General features: G+C 61.6%; 15 protein-coding genes. 5 read left to right on the forward strand and 10 right to left on the reverse strand.

Going from position 1 to position 21,223, the window contains the following annotated elements; genetic code table 11:
- Position 1: 1 nt before the first annotated feature.
- From BLU46_RS26800 to pvdM, 5 genes are all read right to left on the reverse strand, one after another.
- Positions 2-3,391: a non-ribosomal peptide synthetase gene (locus BLU46_RS26800; RefSeq protein WP_093207877.1), complete on the reverse strand. Its 3,390-nt coding sequence runs from the start codon at positions 3,389-3,391 to the stop codon at positions 2-4.
- Positions 3,392-3,436: 45 nt separating this feature from the next.
- A complete protein-coding gene (locus tag BLU46_RS26805) occupies positions 3,437-5,092 on the reverse strand; it encodes a cyclic peptide export ABC transporter (protein ID WP_017476876.1) in 1,656 nt (551 codons plus the stop codon).
- 151 nt (positions 5,093-5,243) lie between these two features.
- The gene (gene pvdO, locus BLU46_RS26810) at positions 5,244-6,104 is read right to left on the reverse strand and encodes a dihydropyoverdine dehydrogenase (protein WP_093207880.1); all 861 of its coding nucleotides are present in this window, start codon (positions 6,102-6,104) and stop codon (positions 5,244-5,246) included.
- 111 nt (positions 6,105-6,215) lie between these two features.
- Positions 6,216-7,529, reverse strand: coding sequence for a pyoverdine-tailoring periplasmic protein PvdN (pvdN, locus tag BLU46_RS26815; RefSeq protein ID WP_093207883.1), 1,314 nt, complete (start codon positions 7,527-7,529; stop codon positions 6,216-6,218).
- 23 nt (positions 7,530-7,552) lie between these two features.
- Entirely contained in the window at positions 7,553-8,923 is a 1,371-nt protein-coding gene (gene pvdM / locus BLU46_RS26820; RefSeq protein ID WP_093207886.1) for a pyoverdine-tailoring dipeptidase-like protein PvdM, read from the reverse strand.
- A gap of 198 nt (positions 8,924-9,121) precedes the next feature.
- Between pvdM and pvdP the strand changes: the two genes are divergently transcribed.
- Positions 9,122-10,747, forward strand: a complete 1,626-nt coding sequence (gene pvdP, locus BLU46_RS26825) for a pyoverdine maturation tyrosinase PvdP (protein ID WP_063028520.1) — start codon at positions 9,122-9,124, stop codon at positions 10,745-10,747.
- Between the two features lie 46 nt (positions 10,748-10,793).
- On the opposite strand, the gene BLU46_RS26830 is transcribed toward pvdP, so the two are convergent.
- Genes BLU46_RS26830 through BLU46_RS26840 form a run of 3 tightly spaced genes read right to left on the reverse strand, consistent with a single transcriptional unit; the run spans position 10,794 to position 15,357 of the window.
- A complete protein-coding gene (locus BLU46_RS26830) occupies positions 10,794-12,209 on the reverse strand; it encodes an efflux transporter outer membrane subunit (protein ID WP_093207889.1) in 1,416 nt (471 codons plus the stop codon).
- A 7-nt stretch (positions 12,210-12,216) separates the two neighbouring features.
- Positions 12,217-14,190, reverse strand: coding sequence for a MacB family efflux pump subunit (locus BLU46_RS26835; RefSeq protein WP_093207892.1), 1,974 nt, complete (start codon positions 14,188-14,190; stop codon positions 12,217-12,219).
- A complete protein-coding gene (locus BLU46_RS26840) occupies positions 14,191-15,357 on the reverse strand; it encodes an efflux RND transporter periplasmic adaptor subunit (RefSeq protein ID WP_063028526.1) in 1,167 nt (388 codons plus the stop codon).
- Positions 15,358-15,680: 323 nt separating this feature from the next.
- Between BLU46_RS26840 and BLU46_RS26845 the strand changes: the two genes are divergently transcribed.
- The 4 genes from BLU46_RS26845 to BLU46_RS26860 all read left to right on the forward strand — a co-directional run bounded on the left by BLU46_RS26845 (position 15,681) and on the right by BLU46_RS26860 (position 19,749).
- Positions 15,681-16,163 carry a sigma-70 family RNA polymerase sigma factor gene (locus tag BLU46_RS26845; RefSeq protein WP_093207894.1) on the forward strand — a complete coding sequence of 161 codons (483 nt, stop codon included), beginning with the start codon at positions 15,681-15,683 and terminating at the stop codon, positions 16,161-16,163.
- A gap of 129 nt (positions 16,164-16,292) precedes the next feature.
- Positions 16,293-17,630: a lysine N(6)-hydroxylase/L-ornithine N(5)-oxygenase family protein gene (locus BLU46_RS26850; protein WP_063028530.1), complete on the forward strand. Its 1,338-nt coding sequence runs from the start codon at positions 16,293-16,295 to the stop codon at positions 17,628-17,630.
- A gap of 68 nt (positions 17,631-17,698) precedes the next feature.
- On the forward strand, positions 17,699-18,919 hold the full coding sequence (locus BLU46_RS26855) for a putative DNA modification/repair radical SAM protein (RefSeq protein ID WP_017476886.1): 1,221 nt from the start codon (positions 17,699-17,701) through the stop codon (positions 18,917-18,919).
- Entirely contained in the window at positions 18,916-19,749 is an 834-nt protein-coding gene (locus BLU46_RS26860) for a TIGR03915 family putative DNA repair protein (RefSeq protein ID WP_093207898.1), read from the forward strand. Before BLU46_RS26855 ends, BLU46_RS26860 begins: the two co-directional genes overlap by 4 nt.
- 117 nt (positions 19,750-19,866) lie before the next feature.
- Here the strand turns inward: BLU46_RS26860 and BLU46_RS26865 are convergent, their stop codons facing one another.
- Together BLU46_RS26865 and BLU46_RS26870 are read right to left on the reverse strand one after the other, a co-directional pair.
- Positions 19,867-20,364, reverse strand: coding sequence for an Lrp/AsnC family transcriptional regulator (locus BLU46_RS26865; RefSeq protein ID WP_003208571.1), 498 nt, complete (start codon positions 20,362-20,364; stop codon positions 19,867-19,869).
- A gap of 12 nt (positions 20,365-20,376) precedes the next feature.
- Entirely contained in the window at positions 20,377-21,222 is an 846-nt protein-coding gene (locus BLU46_RS26870; RefSeq protein WP_207198363.1) for an ABC transporter ATP-binding protein, read from the reverse strand.
- Position 21,223 lies beyond the last annotated feature (1 nt).

Raw genomic sequence — 21,223 nt, forward strand, 5'->3', positions numbered from 1 at the left:
CTTATTGAGCAATCAGGTCTTCAATATCGTCGCTGGACAGGCTCTTGAGCAGCGCCAGGGTTCGGGCGAGTTCGTCCTGCAGTGGGTTGGCGGCCGACTTCAGGGCCAGTACCTTTTCGGCGAGGTCCAGCAAGTGGTCCGCGCTGAACAGCTCGCGAACGGGTAACTCGACCCCCAACTGCTCGCGCACCCGCACCACCACCTGAGTAGCCAGCAGCGAGTGACCGCCCAGCTCGAAGAAGTTGTCATGCAGGCCGACGCGCTCGACTTTCAGCACTTCCTGCCAGATGCCGGCAAGTTGGCTTTGCAGTGGCGTCGCCGGGGTCACGTAGTCGCTGTGTGCCTGGGCGGGGTCTGGCGCAGGCAGGGCCTTGCGGTCGAGTTTGCCGTTGGGGGTCAGGGGCAACCGGGGTAGTAGTACCCAGAAGGTCGGTTGCATATAGTCCGGCAGGCTGGCCTTGAGTTGGGCGCGAACCTCGCCCAGGCGCGCTTTCTGGGTGTCGAGGTCGGCGCCGGCGAGCGTTGGATCGGTGGGTACCAGGTACGCCGCCAACTGCTTGCCATGGGCACCGTTGAGTGTCACCACCAGCACTTCGCGCACCTCGGCGCACTGCAGCAAACGCGCTTCGATCTCACCCAGTTCGATACGGAAACCGCGAATCTTGACCTGATGGTCGGCGCGGCCGATGTACTCGATAACGCCGTCTGCACGGTAGTGCACCAGGTCCCCGGTGCGATACAGGCGAGCCCCCGGTTGATCGCCCAAGGCATCCACCACAAACCGTTCGGCGGTCAGTGCCGGGCGATCGTGGTAGGCACGAGCCAGCAACGGACCACCGATGTACAACTCACCGACGACTCCGGCCGGCACGGGCTCAAGATTGCCGTCCAGCACGTACATGCAGCGCCCGCCCAGCGGTTTGCCAATAGGCATCAGCGCCGGCAACGCCCGCGTCCCTGCGACGTACTCGGCACATTCCAGGAAGCTTGCGGTGACGGTGGTTTCGGTCGGCCCGTAGGTGTTGAGCAGGCGCACCTGCTGCAGCCCGGCCTGGGCCCACAGTTTCACGCCTTCTGGGGGCATGGCCTCGCCGGTGGCGCTGACCTGGCGCAGGCGCCCATAGTCACGGGGGCCCTTGCGGGCAAATTCCTGGGCGATCAGGAACCAGTAGGCTGTACTCAGATCGGCCACAGTCATGCCGTTGTCGATCACTTCGCGGTAGAAACTTTCGCTGTCCCAGACCTCGTTGCCGCGAATGATCACCCCGGCACCGACACACAGCGCGGGAAACAGTTGTTCAATGAACCCGTCGAAGTTCAACGATGAGAAAAGCAGCACACGGTCTTGCGAGGTCAACTGGAAGTAGCCGATGGCGACGTCCGTGTGGCCGGCAAGCGCCTCGTGGCTGATGTCCACGCCCTTGGGCTGGCCGGTGGAACCCGATGTATAGATGACGTACGCCAGGTTCAGCGGTGCCACGCGGGCGGGTGGATTGTCATTGCTGAAGGCGGCGAGGGCAGGGTCATCCAGCCTTAGGTCCAGCACGTTGATGTGGGCCGGGATACTCAAACGTTCGTGCAGGGCCGGCTGGGTCAACAGCAGGCTGATACCGCTGTCCTGCATCATGTAGCTCAGTCGGTCTGCAGGATACTCCGGGTCCAGGGGGACATAGGCACCGCCCGCCTTGAGAATCCCCAGCAGGCCAATGACCATTTCCATCGAGCGCTCGAAGGCCACGCCGACTCGCACGTCCGGGCCCACGCCTTCGGCGATCAACCGATGGGCCAGGCGATTGGCCTGTTGGTTCAGTTGGGCAAAGCTCAGGCGCTTGCTACCGAGCAGCAATGCCACGGCATCCGGTGCCAGGGCGGCTTGCGCTTCTATGCGCACCTGCACAGAGGGAGCGTCGAGAGTCAGGTGGGGCGGGTTCCAGTCCACCAGCATCTGCTTGCGCTGAGCGCTATCCAGCAGGGCGAGATCGCCAATGGCCTGTTCTGGCTGCTGACAGATGGCCAGGATCAGGTTTTGCCAATGCAGCGCCATGCGCTCGATAGTGGCTGCGTCGAATAGCTCGGCGTTGTACTCGAGGCTGGCGTAATAACCGTCGCGGCGGCTGCCGGCGTCGATCGACAAGTCAAACTTGGCCAGTGGCAGGTCACTGTCGATAAACTCCAACGCCAGGTCACCCAGTTGTAACGCCTCGGCGGTGTAGTCCTCGACCCGCCAGTTGAACAGTGTCTGGAAAATCGGCGCATGCTCGGCGCTGCGTTCGAAGGACAGATGGTCCAGCAGCACTTCAAACGGAATATCGGCATGCTGCAAGGCCGCCTGGGATTCCTTGCGCAAGCGGCGTAGCAACTCCTGTGCGCTCATGCGCGACTCCAGGCGCACCCGGTAAACCTGGGTGCTGACGAAACAGCCAACAAGCCCCTGGGTTTCTTCCAGATGGCGGGTGGCGTTGGGTACACCGACACAGAAATCTGTCTGGCCACTGTAACGGCTGAGCAAGATCTGCCAGGCGGCCAATAATAGTACGAACGGCGTAATGCCTTCCCGGGAGCACAGTGCGTCGATCCCTTGTTTAAGCGTTTGGGGCAGGTCGATATGGGCGTAGGCAGCAGGTTGCCCCGTGGTCTTCAGGCGGGGTTGGTCGGTGGGTAATTCCAGGACGGGGAAGTCATCCCCCAGGTAGGTTTTCCAGTAGGCGATGCCGCTTTCCAGGTCCAGCCCGCCGGTTTGGCCGTCGCGCTGCCATTGGGCGTAATCAGCGTATTGCACCGCCAGTGGGGGTAAGGCTGTCAGATCGCTGGTGCCGGTGCCGATACGGTAAGCCTCGCTCAGGTCCTGCACCAGGATCGCGTTGGACCACGCATCGGAAACGATATGGTGCAGGGTAATCAGCAGCGCATGTTCCTGATCCCCCAGTTGCAGCAGGCGCGCCCGGAGCAAGGGTGCCTGGCTGAGATCGAAGGGCAGAGTGGTCTCGGCCTGAATCTGCTGCTCCAGCAAGGCCTGGCGTTCGGCCGCCGAGCAGGCTCGCAGGTCCTGATAGTCGAGGCATAGCTGTGCCTCGGGATCCACTTGCTGGAACGCTTGGCCATTGATTTCGATGAAACGACTACGCAACACCGCGTGGCGCTCCATCACTTGCGACAGGGCGCTTTCCAGGGCCTGGACATGCAGTTGGCCCTTGAGCAGGAATGCCCGTGGCAGGTTATAGGCGCTACTCTGGGGATCGTATTGCTGTTCGATCCACAAACGTTGTTGCGCGTAGGACAGTGGCGCCGGCTCTGTTGTATTGCGAGGGCGGATGCGTGCGGTGTCGGTGGACTCATCGCCCAGCAGCAGGGCCAGCAGTTCGTCGTCTTGAATATCATGAATGGCAGTCATTGCGTGTCTCGGGCGTTGAGTCAGGGTCGAGTGTTGGCGTTTGGGTCAGGCCAGGCTGCTGGCCTGAATCACCTTGCCCAGTTCCAGGCGCACCAGTTGGTCGGCGACATCGAAGTAACGGTCGTCATGGCTGATGACGATGATGGTTTTGCCCAGGCGCTTGAGGTCCGGCAAAAGCTCGGTATAGAAAATCCGTCGGAAGGTCGGATCCTGGTCTGCAGCCCATTCATCGAACACCAGCACCGGGCGCTCTTCGAGCCAGGCGTTGAGCAAGGCCAGACGCTTGCGCTGGCCAGTGGACAGGTCTGTGGTGGTGAACGCGCCGTCGCGGACGCTGACCTTATGAGCGATTTCCAGGCGCTCCAGGTACTGATCGATATCGGCGGGCAGTTGTTGCCCGTGCTGGCCCTGAACCAGTTCGTCAAACAGGTAGTAGTCGGAGAAGATCGTCGTGAACAGTTGGCGATAGTCGTCGCGGCTGTGTGCATCCACGGCCTTGCCGTTGAGCACGATCTGACCTTCCTGCGGGGTGTACAGGCCCAGCAGCAACTTGATCATGGTGGTCTTGCCGCATCCGTTCTCGCCGACGATGAACAGGATTTCCCCTTGCTCGATGCTCAGGTTCAGCGGGCCCAGCTTGAACGGTTCGAAGCCTTCCACCGCCGGGAACGCGTAACTGACGTTGCGCAGTTCCAGGCTCTGGACGCTCTGCCTGGCCTGCGGCTGGTCATTGATCAGCAGGTGTGGTTCCGGCGATGAAAACTGTTCCGAGAGCTCGGCAATCCGCCGGAACGCGATCTGCGCGCGACTGATGATGGGCAGTGTGCCGATCAGGTGTTCCAGCGGCCCCTTCATGTAGAGCAGCACCAGCACAAAGCCGCTCATGACCTTCTGGTCGACGCTGGGCCAGAAGGATTGCAGGGCCAGTGCCAGGCCGATGACCACAAAAAACAGCATCGAGCCAAGGGTCTTGGCGATCACGAAGATATTGATCGAGCGGATGTGCGTGTCACGGATTTTGTTGGCGGTGCCTTCGATGCGGTGGCTGAACATGCGCGAGCGACGGGGGCGATGGATGCGCAGTTCCTTGGCGCCTGCACTCAGGGCGTTGTAATGCTTTTGCAGTTCGTCTTCAGATTCCCGGGCGGCAAAAAAGCCCTTGATACCGAGTTGCCGGGCGAGGTACTGCACGGCGCTGCCGAGGATAATTGCCACAGTGGTCAGCAGGAACATCTCCCAGGACAGCATGGCCAGGTAGCCCAGGCAGCCGAGGGTCACCGTGAACGAAATCGCCAGCGGGGCGAAGTCGAAGGCAAAGTCGCTGATGGTATTGACGTCGTGGGTCAGTACCGGGATCAGCCGATGTGCACGGTAACGCTCGATCTGCTCGACCGGGGCGCACAAGACTTTGGCCCCCAGGTCTTTGCGCAGCCGGGCGATCACGTGTTGGCCAACGTAGTTGGTGCCAATGTCGGAGATGATCGAGCTGACCAGACCCAGTACGCAGAAACCGGCGAAGGCCAGGACCATGCTGGAATTCAACCCGCCTTCGGTATGCAAGGTGGTATTGATCGTGGCCAACAGCGCGGTAACGCACAAGCCACCCAGGATGCCCAGGGCAATGGAGATGCTCAGTGTGACCCAGTAGGGCCTGAGCAGGCTGAGCACTTCGCGGATGGCGCTGCGGGGTTTGGCAGTCATGTGAAACATTCCTCGGCGTCGGGGGTTTTGCAGTGGCCCGTGGGGGGCGAACCTTTATGGAACGAAGGGAAAGGGCCCGAATTTAGCGGCGGGCGATCGATGAACTGGGGGGAGGGAAGGTCGCCGCCTGTACGTCGACGACCTGGAGGGGTTACAGCTCCCGGACGACCCGGAAGCCCAGCCAGTTCTGGCGGTCGTTGGGGATGGTGTGGTTGCGGTTGCCGGAGCGTGAGAACACTGGAGCACTGCTCCAGTCGTTGCCGCGAATCTGGTGGACTTCGCAGTCACCGGTCATCCATGCGCTGCCGTCGGCGGGCGCGCCGTTGTAGCTGTCGTTGAAGCAGTCCTGGGTCCATTCCCAGACGTTGCCGTGCATGTCGTACAGGCCGAAGGCATTGGCCGGGAAACTGCCGGCGGGCGAGGTGTAGGTGAAGCCATCGGCCGGGCCGTAGGTGTTGGCGTGCTTGGCAATGCTGTACTGGCCTTCGGCGTCGAAGGGAAACGGGAACGGGCCGGTACTGCCGGCGCGGGCGCCGTACTCGCGCTCTGCTTCCGATTGCAGGCGGTAGTGCTTGCCGGTCTTTTTCGACAGCCAGGCAACATACTGCTGCACGTCATCCCAGCCCATGCACACTGCAGGTTGCCGTGCGCTTTGTGGGTAGCCGGGCTTGCCGGCCTTGCAATCGGAGCCGTCGTTGGCGTCACCATCGGGAGTGCGGTTGCCGGACTGGCGCACATAGGTTTCCCACTCGCTGGCCAGAATCTGGAACCTGCCCATGGCCAAGGGCCTGGCGAAGGTTACCGTGTGCAGTGGGCCTTCGTCCGGCTCCCGGCCGACCTCGCCTTCCGGAGTGCCCATGGTGAAGCTGCCGGCTGGCAGCACGACCATTTCCGGGCAGTCTTTGCAGTCCTTGAAAGTACTCCCTGGTGCCGGTGGGCTGGCAGCCTGTGCAGCCAGTGGCAACAGGCAGCTCAAAATGGCGGCGGGCAAGTAGACGCGAAGTGTGGGCATGGGCTCTTTCCGATAGCGACAAGTGCTATTGAAACGAGAGTGCCAAGGTAAAATTTAGCGCAGCAGGCGGGTTGATGCGCGAGCTGCTGCGCCGTAGGCCGGGCTCTGGACTTATGCCGTCTTCCGATTGAACGGCGCCTCGGCCAGCAGTCGTGCGACACGTTGCAACTGTGCGCTGTCATTGAGCAGGCCTGGCGCTGTGCGCACCAATGGGCCGACATCGCGATCCGTGGCGTCGGCGATCACTTTGTTGGCCTTGAGGTAGTGCGCGACGGTTTCCGGTGCCACGTCCTTGACCCTGAAAAAGGTGAATCCGGCTGACAGCTCGGTGCTTGCCGGTGTCACCAGTTGCACCCCGCGAACTTGCTGCAGATGTTCCTTGAGCTCGCTGTTGAGCTGATGGATACGCGTGGCGACCCGATCCTTGCCCAATTGCAGGTGGAATTCGAACGCCTTGCGCAACGCCCACTGATGCTCGAAGGCATGGTATCCGCCGGGTGTCATGGTGGTGCCGAAGTCTTCGCTGGCCGAGAAGCTTTCAAAGGTCGGGATCAGGTCCTGCACCTGCGGGTTGCGCGAGCAGATGATACCGGTGCCGCGAGGGCCGAATATCCACTTGTGGGTGCCGGCCATGAAGTAGTCGCAATTAAGGTCGGCAAAGTTGACGTTCTCCACGCCAAAGCCATGGACACCGTCGACGCAGAAGATAATCCGGTCTTTTTCGCCGCGCGAGCGGTTGCGCTCATCCACCAGTTTGCCGATCTCGGCAATGGGCATTTTTATCCCGCTGCCCGAGTGCACCCAGGTCATGGCCAGCACTCGGGTCTTGGCGCTGATATTGCGCGAGAGCGTGTCCAGCACTTCGTCGGCGGTGACGGTGTGCGGGTCCTTGAACAGGCGGATGGTCTTGATTCGGGTGCCGTCCCGTTCGGCGCGAAAACTCAGGGCGCCCTTGGTGGCGTAGTGTTCGTGCTCGCTGGTCAGTACCTCCTGGCCAGGGTGGATCACCAGGCCGTTGTAGATCAGGCCGATGCCCTCGGTGGTGCTGCCGGTCAACGCGATCTGAGGTGTCTGGACTCCCAGATAGCGCGCCGCCCAGGCCCGGGAGTCATCTTCGTGGCGCCAGATGTTGAGGTAGTCCATCTCTTCGGCGGGGTTGCGGTCGATGCGGTCCCGGTGGGCGGCAATATCATCGCGCACCATACGAGGGTGCGAAGTGATCAGGAAACCGGCGAGGTGAGTCCAATCGGTATCGATGTTGAACTGACCCCGTACCTGCTGCCAGTCGTCCGGGGTTGCCGGGCGAGTGCTACCGGTTATGGCGGCGGCCCCGTCCGTTCTGGCAGTTGCCGAGACGCAGCCCTGCAATTGCAGTCCGGCGGCCAGCAGGCCGGCTTTCTTGAGGAAACTTCTTCGATCGTCCACGGCGGGTTTTCCTGGTTGCGAATTCATGGTTGGGTCGCTGGGTTGGACGCTTGCCCGGGTTTGGCCGCCAGGGCTTGTACCTGGCCCCATACTCGCAGGAAGTTGCCGCCCCAGAGCTTGGCGATATCGGCCTCGGAGTAACCGCGCTGGATCAGTTCGGCGGTGACATTGCGGATCTCGCTGACGTCCTTGAAACCTTTGAGGCCGCCACCGTCGTTGAAGTCCGAGCTGATGCCGACGTGGTCGATGCCGATTTTCTTCACGGTGTAGTCGATGGCGTCAGCGAAGTCCTTGAGGGTTGCCAGCGGCTCGTCATCCAGGGTCGAGTACAAGCCTTTTGCGTATGCGCCAAAGCGCTGCTCGGGCCACACGGCAATTACCGGGTCACCGGGCATCAAGGCCATGGCGAGGTTGGGCAGGGGTGGCAGGTCGAACTTGGCGCGAAGGGTATTGAGCTTGTCCTGGGTGCCCTGGCTCAGCGGCTTGAGGTAGGCCGGAAAGGCAACTACCTGGACCACGCCACCACTGTTCTTGATCAGTTGCAGTTCCTTGTCGCTGAGGTTGCGCGGGATGTCGACGATGCCCCGTGGTGCCGAGTGCGAGGCAACCATCGGTGCCCGGCTCAGTTGGCTCACCTGAACCAGGGCCTTGGTGGACATTTGCGACACGTCGATGATCACACCCAGGTCGTTGAGGCGCTTGACTGCCTGTTTCCCGATCTCGGAGAGGCCGTCCAGGGCGTCCGGCGAGTCGTTGAAAAATGGCAGTGGTCGCGAGGAATCGGCCCATTCGTTGTTGCCGATATAGCTGAAGCCGAACATGCGCATGCCCCGGGCGGTCCACAGGTCCAGCTGGTTCAGGTCGTTGCCCAGTGGGTAGGCGTTGAGCATGCTGATGAAGATCGCAAACTTGCCCTCGCCATGCAGGCGGCGGAAATCGTCGGGTGTGTAGGCAATGCCGACCCGCTCGGGGAAGTCGCGCACCATGGCGCTGATGATTTTGTAGCGTACTTCCTGTTCGTTGCGCGCGCCGTCGACGAAGCCGGCGGTGGGCTTGTGCGGCGCGTTGGGGCCGTTCCAGATTTCCGGCCAGCCAAAGATCGTCAAGGCGGCTCCCGACAGGCGTCCGCGTGCGGCCTTGATCAGGTCGAACTGATCGCCGCCGTCTTTATCGGCTTCATTTCCTGCGGTGCCGAATGTCACCGGTAAAGTGATGTGGCTATCGAACGAAATGATCCGGTCTTGCAGCTCATCGGCTTGCTTCATGACTTTGACAGGGTACCCGGGGTTGTTCCTGAACCCGTAGTCCCAGACGAAAAAGCCGGCAGCGGCGGTCACGGCCAATGCCAGGGGCAGGCCTAGGTAGAGAGCCTTTTTCGAACGAGGTTTTTTCATTGCCATCTCAGTCAGGTTCGCCTTCGAAGTGCAGGCACCGGGGCCTTTGCTATCTGGGAAGAACGAGTCGGGGCGATGGAAATTTAGGCTCCCCAACACGCGGTCACGGTGGCGCTAAATTTTGCCGTGCAACAAACGTTCTAGCTTGGATAAAGCCGGCTTCATGGCTGACACGCTTGATGGTTAACAGGTAGGGCAATGACGATTTCTCGACGATGGTTCCTCGCGGGCCTGGCGCTGACCGGTGCCGCCGTTCCTGCAGCTTATTACGGGCATCGTGAGCTTACGCGCGTGGACGAGCCGATCACGCCAGGTGAGGCCACCGTCGATCTGGCGACGCTTGCGGGGCAGCAGCTTGCCAACAACCTGAGGGGGGTCTGGGACGTTCGATTCGAAGGGCGCGATGCGGGCCTGGCCGGCTTGCCCCTTGACGGTTTACAGCTGTTTCTCGATGTCGCGCATCGTGGTCGTGGCTTGCGCGGTTTTCTCGACACTGCGCAGGGCTTGCGGGCCGACGCTCAGCCGCGCTATCGGGTGGTTGGCGACCTGGTGCCGGCAAACCCGGCGCAGGTTCGCTGGCGCCTGGTCAATCGCGACAGCGCCGGGGGCGTGCCGGACTATGAGTTCATTGTGACCCTGGACGAAGTCTGGGCCGATTTCGGCAATGCCGGCAGCGGCACCCTCAGCGGCGTGATAATGGACCTGCATCGTCCACTGATGCTTGCGGAGAGCGAGAACCGTTTTATCGCCATCAAGCGCACATTCCCCGAAGCTCGCGAGCGTATTGGCCTGAATCCGACGTTGCTGGCATGGCTGATCGCTCCGGAGCATCGGCTATTCCATCAGTTGTGGCATGCCTCGCGGGACAAGTGGCATACCTTGTCCGAAGAAAAGCGCGGTGCCCTTCGAGGCATCGGCTGGCAGCCTGGTCCACGCGACCAGGAGCGTGACGCCCGTGGTCCACGCAAGGATCGCAACGGATCAGGCGTCGACTTTTTTTTCATGCATCGGCACATGCTCACTACCGCGAGATCAATGCAGGATCTCCCGTCGTGGCCGAGTTTTCCGATGCCTCAGCCCGAGCTGGAGCGTGATCGCCAGGGCTTTGCGCGGTATTTCGACAACCATGATGGCTTTGCCTTGCCGCCGACCTGGATGGCCGAGGGTGATGATGAATACACCCAGTGGGTCAGCGACATCAAAGCCGCCGAGACCTATCACAGTAACTTCCAGGTCTGGGAGTCGCAGTATCGGGACCCTCGTTATCTTTCGACATTGAGCCTTGGGCAGTTTGGTTCGGAAATTGAACTGGGCTTGCACGACTGGTTACACATGCGCTGGGCGTCGGTACCCCGTGATCCTTCCAATGGTGCGCCGGTACCGATGGCACGTGATCCGGCGGACTTTTCCGCGCGCTGGTTCCGGCCTGAGAACGATTTTCTCGGCGACCCGTTTTCATCCCATGTCAGCCCGGTGTTCTGGCATTTCCACGGCTGGATTGATGATCGTGTGGAAGACTGGTTCCGCGCCCACGAGCGCTTTCACCCCGGGGAAGTTACGCGGATGGAAGTCAATGGCGTGCCGTGGTTTGCCCAGGGACGTTGGGTTGACGTGGGTGATCCGTGGCTGGGCCCGGTGACCCATGGTTGCAGTACGACACCGGGCCTGCAGGCCGGCAAGTCGATGGAAATGGACCCAGAGACCATGAAGCTCGCGCTGCGCATTACCTTTGGTGATGAAAAAAACCTGGGGAACCTGTTCAAGCGTGTTCCGAAACGACCCTGGTACGCCCGGCACCTGAAGCTCACGCAGCGGTTGCTCTGATCTGCACAGGGTGGGCGCGCGGATCCCACCCGATGATCCTCCGGTACTAACGGTTGCTGCTCAGCTCCGTCGGTACCGTCCACCCACCCCCCAAGGCTTTGTACAGCCCGATGCTGGCTTGCACGCGGGATAAGCGCAGTTGCACATTGAGGTCCTGGGCTGCGTAAAGCGTGCGTTGGGTCTCAAGCACGGTCAGCAAGTCCTCCGCGCCCGCCTGGTAGCGGTTCTGGGCAATATCGAAGGCGATCTGCGCCTGGTTCAGTTCTTCCTGTTGCCATTGTCGCTGCTGGTCGATACCGCGAATGTCGGTCAGTGCGCGTTCGACATCGGCAAAGCCGTTGATGATCGCCCCGCGATAGTTGTAAAGCAGCTCTTCCTGACGGGCGCTGGCCTTGTCGCGCTCAGCGCTCAGGCGTCCGTTGTTGAAGATTGGCGCCACCAGCCCGGCTGTCAGGTTATAGAAAGGGCTGCGCAGGATGTCTGAGGCGGTGCTGGCGCCCGAGCCGAGGTTTGCGCTTAAGGTCACGGTGGGCAGCATGGCTGCCCGGGCGACGGTAACATCAGCCTGGGCCGCGGCGAGCTGGGCTTCGGCCCGGGCAATGTCCGGGCGGCGACTGAGTAGTTCACTGGGCAGGCCGGCACCGATGCTCGGCCAGTTCAGTTGATTGAGGTCTTTGCTTTCCAGCGTCAGGTTTTGCACCGGTTGGCCGAGCAGGGCGGCCAGGGTGATCAGGGCCCCCTCAGCTTGTTGCTGTACCAGTGGCAGTTGGCGTTGTTGGGCGGCTACCAGGCTTTTCTGTTGCGCCAACTCAAGGGTGGTGGCGCTCCCGGCGTCATGTCGAGTCTGCACCAGCTTCAGGACGGCTTGTGCATTGGCCAGGTTAAGCGCCGCAATTCGGCTGCGTTCGCGCAGCGACAAGGTTTGGGCATACGTATCGGCGACGCTGCCGAGCAGGGTCAGCTCCACGGTGACCCGGTCGAATTCGCTGGCGCGCACGCCCAGCACAGCGCTGTCAAAGGCGGCGCGACGGCCGCCCCAGAAGTCGACTTCATAGCTGGCGCTTAAGGTCGCATCGAAATAGTCCACGGCCTTGTTGTCATCCGTGGCATCGAGTTGGCTGTAGCCTTTGCCTCGCAGGAGTTTTTCGCGGCTGGCATTCAGCGCGCCCTTCAGTTCTGGCAGCAGCGGGCCGCCGGCGATGGCCGCACCAGCCTGGGCTTGGCGAACGCGTGCGACGGCGGCTGCCAGATCGAAGCTGGTGCTGCGTGCCTGTGCGATGATGCGGTCCAGTTCCGGGCTACCAAAAGTGGTCCACCATTGGGCGCTCTGCAGGGCCGTGCCTTGAGTGCTCGGCGAATGCCAATTGTCAGGGGCTTGCACCCCGTTCTGCGCTGGCGGCACTGTGGCCGAACAAGCACTGAGCAACAGGCAAAGGGAAAACAGGTGCAGGGGCGTTTTCATCGTTTGATCATTCACTGGTCAGTGCCGTTACTGGGTCGAGCCGGGCAGCCTTGCGGGCCGGCATGTAGCCGAAGACAACGCCGGTCACCAGCGCACAGGCAAAAGCGCCGAGTACCGCCAGCCCGGTGAAGGCCACCGCTACCTCGCTGAGAATCAGAATGCCGCCCACCAGCAAGGCGAGGCCGATGCCGGCTATCCCGCCGACGACCGAGAGCATCACGGCTTCGGTCAGGAACTGGCGCAGGATGTCTCGCTGGCGAGCGCCGGTGGCCATGCGAATGCCGATTTCACGCGTGCGTTCGCGTACCGTCATCAGCATGATGTTCATCACCCCGATACCGCCCACCAGCAAGGAAATCGCGGCAATCGAGCCTAGCATCAACGACAGGGTATTCTGGGTCCTGGCCTCGGCCTGGATCATCGCGGCATTATTGGTCAGTTCAAAGTCACGCTTGCCACCGTGCAGGCGCAGCATCAGTTGCTCGATGGCTCGTTCTGTCTGTTTGACATTGCGTGCGTCGGCGGCGGCGATGACCACGTACTCAGGCGTGTGGGTGGCGAACAACCGAAAGCTGGCTGCCGAGTAGGGCACCACAATACGTTCATCGCTGTCTTGTTCGCCGGAGCTTGCGCCCTTGCCGGCGAGCACACCTACGACCTGAAATGGCACGTTCTCGATCAAGATGTATTGGCCTATGGGGTTGGCCACATCCTTGAGGACTTTTTCCCGGACTTTCTTGCCGATCACTGCCACCGCGGTCCCGGCGTCGACATCGGCCTGGGTGAAAAAACTGCCCTGGACCACCGGCCAGTTGAAAATGGCCGAAAAATCCACCCCGTTGCCACCGGTGTACATCACATGGTCGACATTGCCGTAACGCACCATGGTCTCGCGGCCGTTGATGGGCATTATCATCTTGACCTGGGGCAGGGTGGCCAGGGCGGCAACGTCGTCCAGGGTCACTTGCCCTTCGGGTGCGCGCGGGGTGGCGGCGTAACCACCCAGGTAAATGATGTTCGAGCCGAACGCGCCCATTTGTGCCATGACCTGACGCTTGCTGCCTTCACCCACCGCCAGCATGACCACCACGGAGGCAACACCGATGATGATGCCGAGCAGGGTCAGGGCGGTGCGGAAGCGGTTGATCCACATCACCCGCCACGCGGCTTTGACCGCGTCCAGCAATTCGCCTTTCCAGGCGCCGCTGGCCTCGCTGCCGTCGCTCAGGCGTCGGCGCAGGTCAATGGCCTGAAGGGCGCCTGGGTTGGCTGAGTGCTGCACGCCGGGATTGTCGGCGGCGCTGTCGCTGATGATCAGGCCGTCGCGGATCTCGATGATGCGCTTGGCGCGCGCGGCGACTTCGCGGTCGTGGGTAATCAGGATGACGACGTGGCCCTGGCTCGCCAGTTCATCGAGCAGTGTCATGACCTCGGCGCCGCTGTGGCTGTCGAGGGCCCCCGTCGGTTCATCGGCGAGAATGATATGGCCGCCGTTCATCAGCGCCCTTGCAATCGAAACCCGTTGTTGCTGGCCGCCGGAGAGTTGGTGTGGGCGGTTGCCAGTCCGCTCGCCGAGCCCCAGGCGTTCGAGCAGCGCATAGGCTCGGGCATGCCGCTCGGCCACCGGGGTACCGGCATAGATCGCGGGCATCTCGACGTTTTCCTGGGCAGAGCCCGAGGGGATCAGGTGGTAGCCCTGAAACACGAACCCAAATGCCTCGCGGCGCAGCCAGGCCAGTTCATCGCTGTCCAGCTGGGCGACATTTTCCCCGGCGAACAGGTAGTCGCCTGATGTGGGCCGATCAAGGCACCCGAGGATATTCATCAGGGTCGACTTTCCGGAGCCGGAAGCGCCTACGATGGCGACGAATTCCCCGGCGTGGATCGACATGTCGATCCCCCGGAGTACCTCGACCAGCGGGCTGTCGTCACCACCATAGGATTTACGAATGTCGCGCAGATCGATCAGAGGCGTGCGCATTCAACCCCCTGCGCCGTCAGCAGGACCGATCAGCAGATGGTCGCCGTCATTCAAGCCGTCGAGAATCTGCACCCGCAGCCGGTCACTGATGCCGGTGCGCACCTCGCGCGTCTGGATCGTGCCGTCGCTGGCGACTACGCGCACTTGTGGCCGATCGGCTTGCTGGCCGTCCTGCAGAGCGGCGATGGGAGCGGTCAGCACGTTGCGCGCCTCGTTGGCGACAAAGAACACTTGGGTGGTCATCTCTGCCATCAAGGCGTGGTCAGCGTTGTCGACGTCCAGTAGAACCGTGTACAGCACCACCACGCCGCCCTTGCCTTTGCCTGATGGGTTTGCGCCGCCTTTGCTGCTTTGGTCCAGTGGTTTGGGGGGCACCGGCAGTATCTGGCGTACCGAGCTTTTCCAGCGCCGCGTGCCGCCGCTCAGGGTGGTGAAGTAAGCGTTCATGCCAGGTTTGACGTGACCGATGTCGGCCTCGGAGACCTCGGCCCAGACCGTCATGGGCGATAGCTTGGCGATTCGCAATATCAGCGGCGTTTGTTGCTGGGCATTGAGGGTTTGGCCCTCTCGGGCATCCACTGCGACCACGGTGCCGGACATCGGCGCATAAATGCGTGTGTAGCCCAGTTCTGCTTCGTCACTGCGCAAGCTCGCCTGGGCCTGGCGGATCTGCGCCTGAAACATCGCGATACGCGCCTGGGTGGCGCGCACCTCGGCACGGGCGGTCTGCACGTCCTCTTCGCGGGTCGCACCCCCGTTGGCAAGTGTCTGTTGGCGGCGGTATTTCTGCTGTGCCAGGTCGTGCAGGGCTTGTTGTTCTTGCAACTGGGCCTTGAGGTTCTCTATGGAGAAGCGCCCGGCGTCAAGTTTGGCTTTTTGTGTAGAGGGGTCGATTTCCACCAGCAGTTGGCCTTCCTTGACCTCGCTGCCGACTTCGACGTGGATCTTTTGTATCTGCCCGGACGCTTGCGCCCCGACATCCACGTAGCGTCGTGGTTGCAGGGTGCCCAAGGCTGTCACACTACTTTCTATGTCGGCTCGACTGACTTCAACGGTGGCGAGGTTGTCCCGGCCCGGCGGAACGAATTGCCAGGCAGTGAAGCCGACAACGGGAATCAGGCAAAGCGATACAAGCAGAGCACGGCGGGTCTGTCGGGGACGTTTCATGCAGTATTCCGGCCAATGGAAATCGGCCCGTGGTTCAGGATGCGGTCAAAACAGGGCCGCAGCGCAAAACTGCCTCTTAGGCGGCAGGCACGGGAAACTGTCCATTAAACGGTGCAGCGGCATGGGAATTTAAGTGAAGACACATAGGGTTACAGGTATAGCAGCAAGAAAAACTTTCCGACAAATCCATGGGGCGCTTTAAATCTATATGAGAACTACTATAAATTACGCACCTTCGCACTTGCCATCATCGTGCCGCCATCGTATCAGCGAGGCGTTCGATATGGCGTAACGACAAACCGCCCTCCAGGCGGTTGGGAGTCATGTTGGAAAACTACTATCGCGAGCTGGTGTGTTTCCTTAACGCCAAGCTAGGCAACCGTCAGGTGGCCGAAGATGTGGTGCATGACGCTTATGTACGGGTACTGGCGCGTGCCAGTACGACTCCGATTGAGCAGCCGCGGGCGTTTTTGTATCGCACGGCGCTTAATCTGGTGATCGACGGTCACCGGCGCAACGCCTTGCGCCAGGATGAGCCACTGGAAGTGCTCGACAGCGAAGAGCGTTACTGTACGACGTCACCTCATAACAGCCACGATCACGGTCAGCGCCTGGACATGCTCGAGCGTGCCCTGGCCGAGCTACCGGTGCTGTGCCGCGACAGCTTCCTGCTGCGCAAGCTGGAGGGGCTGTCCCATGTGCAAATCGCCGAGCGCCTGAATATTTCCCGCGCGCTGGTGGAAAAACATATCGTCAATGCCATGAAGCATTGCCGGGTGCGCATGCGTGAGTGGGATGCGCACTGATTCCAGCGGTAGCTAAATTTTTTTTCATTGTCCTCGTCTCCTATCAACACATGACCTGTTGTTTAGCCTTCAGGTCTCTGAGGCTTTCCCGCCCCACACCGCCACGGGGCTTATCCAGAGGACACTGGAATGACACAGGCAATTGCATCGCCCGCCGTTCACGACTTGATCGGTATCGGTTTCGGCCCTTCGAACCTGGCGTTGGCCATCGCCCTGCAGGAACGCGAGAAAGCCCAGGGCAAACTGGACGTGCTGTTCCTCGACAAGCAGGCCGACTACCGCTGGCACGGCAATACCCTCGTGGCCCAGAGTGAATTGCAGATTTCCTTCCTCAAGGACCTGGTGACCCTGCGCAATCCCACCAGCCCGTATTCTTTCGTCAATTACCTGAAAGCCCACGGCCGCCTGGTGGACTTCATCAACCTGGGCACCTTCTATCCGTGCCGCATGGAGTACAACGACTACCTGCGCTGGGTCTCCGGGCAGTTCCAGGCGCAAAGCCGTTACGGCGAGGAAGTGCTGGCCATCGAGCCGATCCTGCATCAGCAGCAGGTCGAGGCGCTGCGGGTAATTTCCCGGGATGCCCAGGGTGAACAGCATGTGCGCACTACCCGGTCGGTGGTGGTCAGCGCCGGTGGTACGCCGCGTATTCCGGCGTCGTTCAAGGCGCTCAAGGATGACGGGCGGGTGTTCCATCACTCCCAGTACCTGGAGCGCATGGCCCAGCAACCGTGTGTTGACGGCAAGCCGATGCGCATCGCGATTATCGGTGGTGGCCAGAGCGCAGCCGAGGCGTTTATCGACCTCAACGACAGCTTCCCGTCGGTGCAGGTGGACATGATCCTGCGCGGCTCGGCCCTCAAGCCTGCCGATGACAGCCCGTTCGTCAACGAAGTGTTCTCGCCGGAGTTCACCGACCTGGTGTTCCAGCAGAACGGCAGCGAGCGCGAGCGCCTGGTCAACGAGTATCACAACACCAATTACTCGGTGGTGGACCTGGACCTGATCGAGCGTATCTACGGGATCTTCTACCGCCAGAAAGTCTCCGGCATCGCCCGTCACGCGTTCCGTACCCTCACCACCGTGGAAAAAGCCACGGCCGGGCCACTGGGTGTGGAGTTGGCGTTGCGCAACAACGCCACCGGCGAAACCAGTCTGAATCACTACGACGCCGTGGTGCTGGCCACCGGGTACGAGCGCCAGATGCACCGGCAGTTGCTGGCACCGCTGGCGGACTATATGGGCGACTTTGAAGTCAGCCGCGACTACCGCATTGTTACCGACGAGCGCTGCAAGGCCGGCATCTACATGCAGGGCTTCAGCCAGGCCAGCCATGGCTTGAGCGATACCTTGCTGTCGATCCTGCCGATCCGTGCCGACGAGATTGCCGCGTCGCTGTACGAGCACGACCGCAGCCGCGGCAAGAGCCGTTCGGTGCAGGACCTGTTGCTGGCCACCGCCAGCTGACAGGCTGCACTTGAACCGCGGGGGTGGCTGCTGATACTGTACAAAAAACCAGTATCGGTAGAAGCCCCATGCAGTTGATCGAAAAACTCAGCATCCTTGCCGACGCCGCCAAGTACGACGCTTCCTGCGCCAGCAGCGGCGCGCCCAAGCGCAGCTCGGAAGGCAAGGCGGGGCTGGGTTCCACCGATGGCATGGGCATCTGCCACAGCTATACACCCGACGGTCGCTGTGTGTCCTTGCTCAAGGTATTGCTGACCAACTTCTGCCTCTACGACTGCCAATACTGCGTCAACCGCCGCTCCAGCGACGTGCCCCGTGCACGCTTCAGCCCGGAGGAGGTGGTGACCCTGACCCTCGATTTCTACCGGCGCAATTGCGTCAGCGGGCTGTTTCTCAGCTCCGGCATCATCCGCTCGGCCGACTACACCATGGAGCAGCTGGTGCGGGTCGCCAAGCTCCTGCGGGAAGAGCATGACTTCCGTGGCTATATCCACCTCAAGACCATTCCCGAAGCCGACCCGGCGCTGATTGCCGAGGCGGGGCGGTATGCCGATCGCCTCAGCGTGAATATCGAGTTGCCGACGGACAAGAGCCTGCAAACCCTGGCGCCGGAGAAGCAGATCGTCTCGATCAAGCAGGCGATGCAGACCATCTACACCGGTGAACAGACCGTGCTCAACGAACCCCGCGCGCCGCGTTTCGCGCCGGCCGGGCAGAGCACGCAGATGATCGTCGGCGCCGATGACACCGACGACAGCACTATCCTCCACAGCGCCGAGGCGTTGTACGGCAATTTCAAACTGCGCCGTGTGTATTACTCGGCGTTCAGCCCGATCCCCAACAGCCCGAAAAGCGTGCCCCTGGCCGCGCCGCCGCTGATGCGCGAGCACCGCTTGTACCAGGCGGATTTCCTGCTGCGCAGCTACGGGTTCAGTGCCAATGAGCTGTTTGAAGGGCCGGGTGACCTGGCCCTGGATATCGACCCGAAACTGGCCTGGGCCCTGGAGCACCGCGAGGTGTTCCCGCTGGACCTGAACCGCGCCGAGCCGACCTTGATCGCGCGCATTCCCGGGATTGGCCTGCGCACCACTCAGCGGCTGGTGGACCTGCGTCGCCAGCGCAAGATCCGCTTCGAGGATTTGGCGCGCATGCGTTGTGTGCTCGCCAAGGCCAAGCCGTTTTTCATCACCAGTGACTATCACCCGCAGCAAGCGGAAAGCACCAGCGTGCTGCTGCGCGAACAACTGCGCGACCGTCCGCAGCCGCAGCAAATGGGGCTGTGGGGATGATCAGCCTGGAATGCGACAACCTGTTCAGCACCTGGCGCGAGCAGGCGCGCTGGTTGCTCAGCCATCAGATTGATCCCAGCCATGTGAGTTGGGGCGTGGCCGAGGTGGCGGACCTGTTTGCCACGGACGAGCAGTACCCGGCCGAGTGCGGGCCGTTCCAGGCGCGGATTCCCAAGGCGCTGCTGGAGCTGCTGGAGTCTGCCGCGTGTTATCACGGTGAACAGCGCTGGAGCCTGTTGTATGAGGTGTTATGGCGCGTCAGCTATGGGGACCGCACGGCGATGATGTCGGGGGACAAGCTGGGCAGCGAGTTGCAGCGACGGATCAAGCAGGTGCAGCGCGAGGCTCATCACCTGCATGCGTTTGTGCGGTTTATCGCGTTGCCGGCAGAGGCGGGGCCGGAGTTGCCGGAGTACGTGGCGTGGCATGAGCCGGCCCACGACATCTTGAAGGTGGCCAGTCAGCATTTTGTTGGGCGCATGGGGCGTCATCGCTGGATGATCGCGACGCCGCTGGACGGGGTTTATTACGACGGGGAGCAGTTGATTCATCGGCGGCAATGCCCGTTGGAATGGCAGGCGTTGGCGCAAAATGTCGAGGATCCCCACAGTGCGATGTGGCTGACGTACTACAGCCATATCTTTAACCCGGCGCGGTTGAATCCCAAGGTGATGGAAGGGCATTTGCCAAGCCGGTTCTGGAAGAATCTGCCGGAGGGCAAGTTGATTCCAGGGTTGATCAGCGAGGCGCGTACGGGCAAGCAGCGGGATGGGCAGGCGAAGATGATTGGGGCCAAGCCGGGTAAAAAAATCTCAAGCGGGCATGGTTAATGTGGGAGCTGGCTTGCCTGCGATGCAGACAACTCGGTGTTTCAGTTACACCAAGGTGATGCTATCGCAGGCAAGCCAGCTCCCACATTTGATCTTCAGTGTTTCGGGAAGTGAGGATTAGGCCAGTTCGGTGGCGGTGTTTTTTACGACCGCCAATTCCGGATGCGCCACCAACTTATCGATGTGCAATTCATCATTGTTCAACCAGGTTTCCGTCAACACCCGATAGTGCTCCATGTCCCGGCAGCGCATGCGCAGGCTGTAGTCGAACGGCCCGCTGATCAACTGGCACTCGAACACTTGCGGGCAGGCTTTGACGCAGGCCTCGAACGCCTTCTGCGCCGAGCGCCCGCTCTGGTTGGAGAGGGCCACCAGTACCAGCAGTGACAGCCCCGGCGAAACCATCTGCACGTCGATGATCGCCCCATAACCCCGGATGACCCCGCGTCGCTCCAGCTTGCGCACCCGTTCCAGGCACGGCCTGGGCGTCAGGTGCACCAGCGACGAGAGTTTTTCGTAGGTGATGCGTCCCTGGTGCCGTAATACATCGATGATGGCTTCATCGATGCGGTCCAGCACAGGTGAGGCGTTCGGTCCGGTGGCCTTGGTATCCATGGTGTGTGGTGTTCACTTCAATCGGTTGGAAAGAAATTGCTGCAAGCGTTCGCTGTTCGGCTGGTCGAGGATTTCGGCTCCGCCTTGCTCCTCGACGCGGCCCTGGTGCAGGAACAGCACTTGGCTGGACACCTGACGGGCAAAGCCCATTTCGTGGGTGACCATGAGCATGGTACGACCTTCCTCCGCCAGCGTCTGTATGACTTTAAGGACTTCTCCTACAAGTTCAGGGTCGAGGGCCGAGGTGGGTTCGTCGAACAGAATGATCTCCGGTTCCATCGCCAGGGCCCGGGCGATGGCCACACGCTGTTGCTGGCCACCGGAGAGGAAGGCCGGATATTGATCCGCCACCCGGCCCGGCAAGCCGACCTTGTCGAGGTACAGGCGGGCGCGTTTTTCCGCCTCGGCGGCGCTTACGCCGAGCACCCGGCGCGGGGCCATGGTGATGTTTTCCAGCACGGTCATGTGGCTCCACAGGTTGAAGTGTTGGAACACCATGGCCAGGCGGGTGCGCAGGTTCTGCAATTGCGCCTGGTGCGGCGCCCGCGTGCCGGCGCGGCCTGGTTGCATTTCGATGCTGATGCCGTCGAGGGTGATGACCCCGGCGTCCGGCTGTTCGAGGAAGTTGATGCAGCGCAGCATCGTGCTTTTGCCGGAGCCGCTGGCACCGATCAGGCTGATCACGTCGCCATTGCGCGCGTTCAGTGAGACGCCCTTGAGCACCTCATGTTCGCCATAACGTTTGTGCAGGCCTTCGACCTGGAGTTTGACGTTGGCGTTTTCTGCCACGGCGACCGGTTGGGTGGCAGGGCGTACATCGGTGGGATAAGCGGCCAGGGCCTGCGCGGACTGATTCATG

The sequence above is a fragment of the Pseudomonas yamanorum genome, from assembly GCF_900105735.1.
Classification (GTDB): domain Bacteria; phylum Pseudomonadota; class Gammaproteobacteria; order Pseudomonadales; family Pseudomonadaceae; genus Aquipseudomonas; species Aquipseudomonas yamanorum.

Excerpts from the sequence above, each read along its gene's own strand:
- BLU46_RS26800 (WP_093207877.1), bottom strand. The coding sequence starts at position 3,391 with ATGACTGCCATTCATGATATTCAAGACGACGAACTGCTGGCCCTGCTG.
- BLU46_RS26805 (WP_017476876.1), bottom strand. The coding sequence starts at position 5,092 with ATGACTGCCAAACCCCGCAGCGCCATCCGCGAAGTGCTCAGCCTGCTC.
- pvdO (WP_093207880.1), bottom strand. The coding sequence starts at position 6,104 with ATGCCCACACTTCGCGTCTACTTGCCCGCCGCCATTTTGAGCTGCCTG.
- pvdM (WP_093207886.1), bottom strand. The coding sequence starts at position 8,923 with ATGAAAAAACCTCGTTCGAAAAAGGCTCTCTACCTAGGCCTGCCCCTG.
- pvdP (WP_063028520.1), top strand. The coding sequence starts at position 9,122 with ATGACGATTTCTCGACGATGGTTCCTCGCGGGCCTGGCGCTGACCGGT.
- BLU46_RS26830 (WP_093207889.1), bottom strand. The coding sequence starts at position 12,209 with ATGAAAACGCCCCTGCACCTGTTTTCCCTTTGCCTGTTGCTCAGTGCT.
- BLU46_RS26835 (WP_093207892.1), bottom strand. The coding sequence starts at position 14,190 with ATGCGCACGCCTCTGATCGATCTGCGCGACATTCGTAAATCCTATGGT.
- BLU46_RS26840 (WP_063028526.1), bottom strand. The coding sequence starts at position 15,357 with ATGAAACGTCCCCGACAGACCCGCCGTGCTCTGCTTGTATCGCTTTGC.
- BLU46_RS26845 (WP_093207894.1), top strand. The coding sequence starts at position 15,681 with ATGTTGGAAAACTACTATCGCGAGCTGGTGTGTTTCCTTAACGCCAAG.
- BLU46_RS26850 (WP_063028530.1), top strand. The coding sequence starts at position 16,293 with ATGACACAGGCAATTGCATCGCCCGCCGTTCACGACTTGATCGGTATC.
- BLU46_RS26855 (WP_017476886.1), top strand. The coding sequence starts at position 17,699 with ATGCAGTTGATCGAAAAACTCAGCATCCTTGCCGACGCCGCCAAGTAC.
- BLU46_RS26860 (WP_093207898.1), top strand. The coding sequence starts at position 18,916 with ATGATCAGCCTGGAATGCGACAACCTGTTCAGCACCTGGCGCGAGCAG.
- BLU46_RS26865 (WP_003208571.1), bottom strand. The coding sequence starts at position 20,364 with ATGGATACCAAGGCCACCGGACCGAACGCCTCACCTGTGCTGGACCGC.
- BLU46_RS26870 (WP_207198363.1), bottom strand. The coding sequence starts at position 21,222 with ATGAATCAGTCCGCGCAGGCCCTGGCCGCTTATCCCACCGATGTACGC.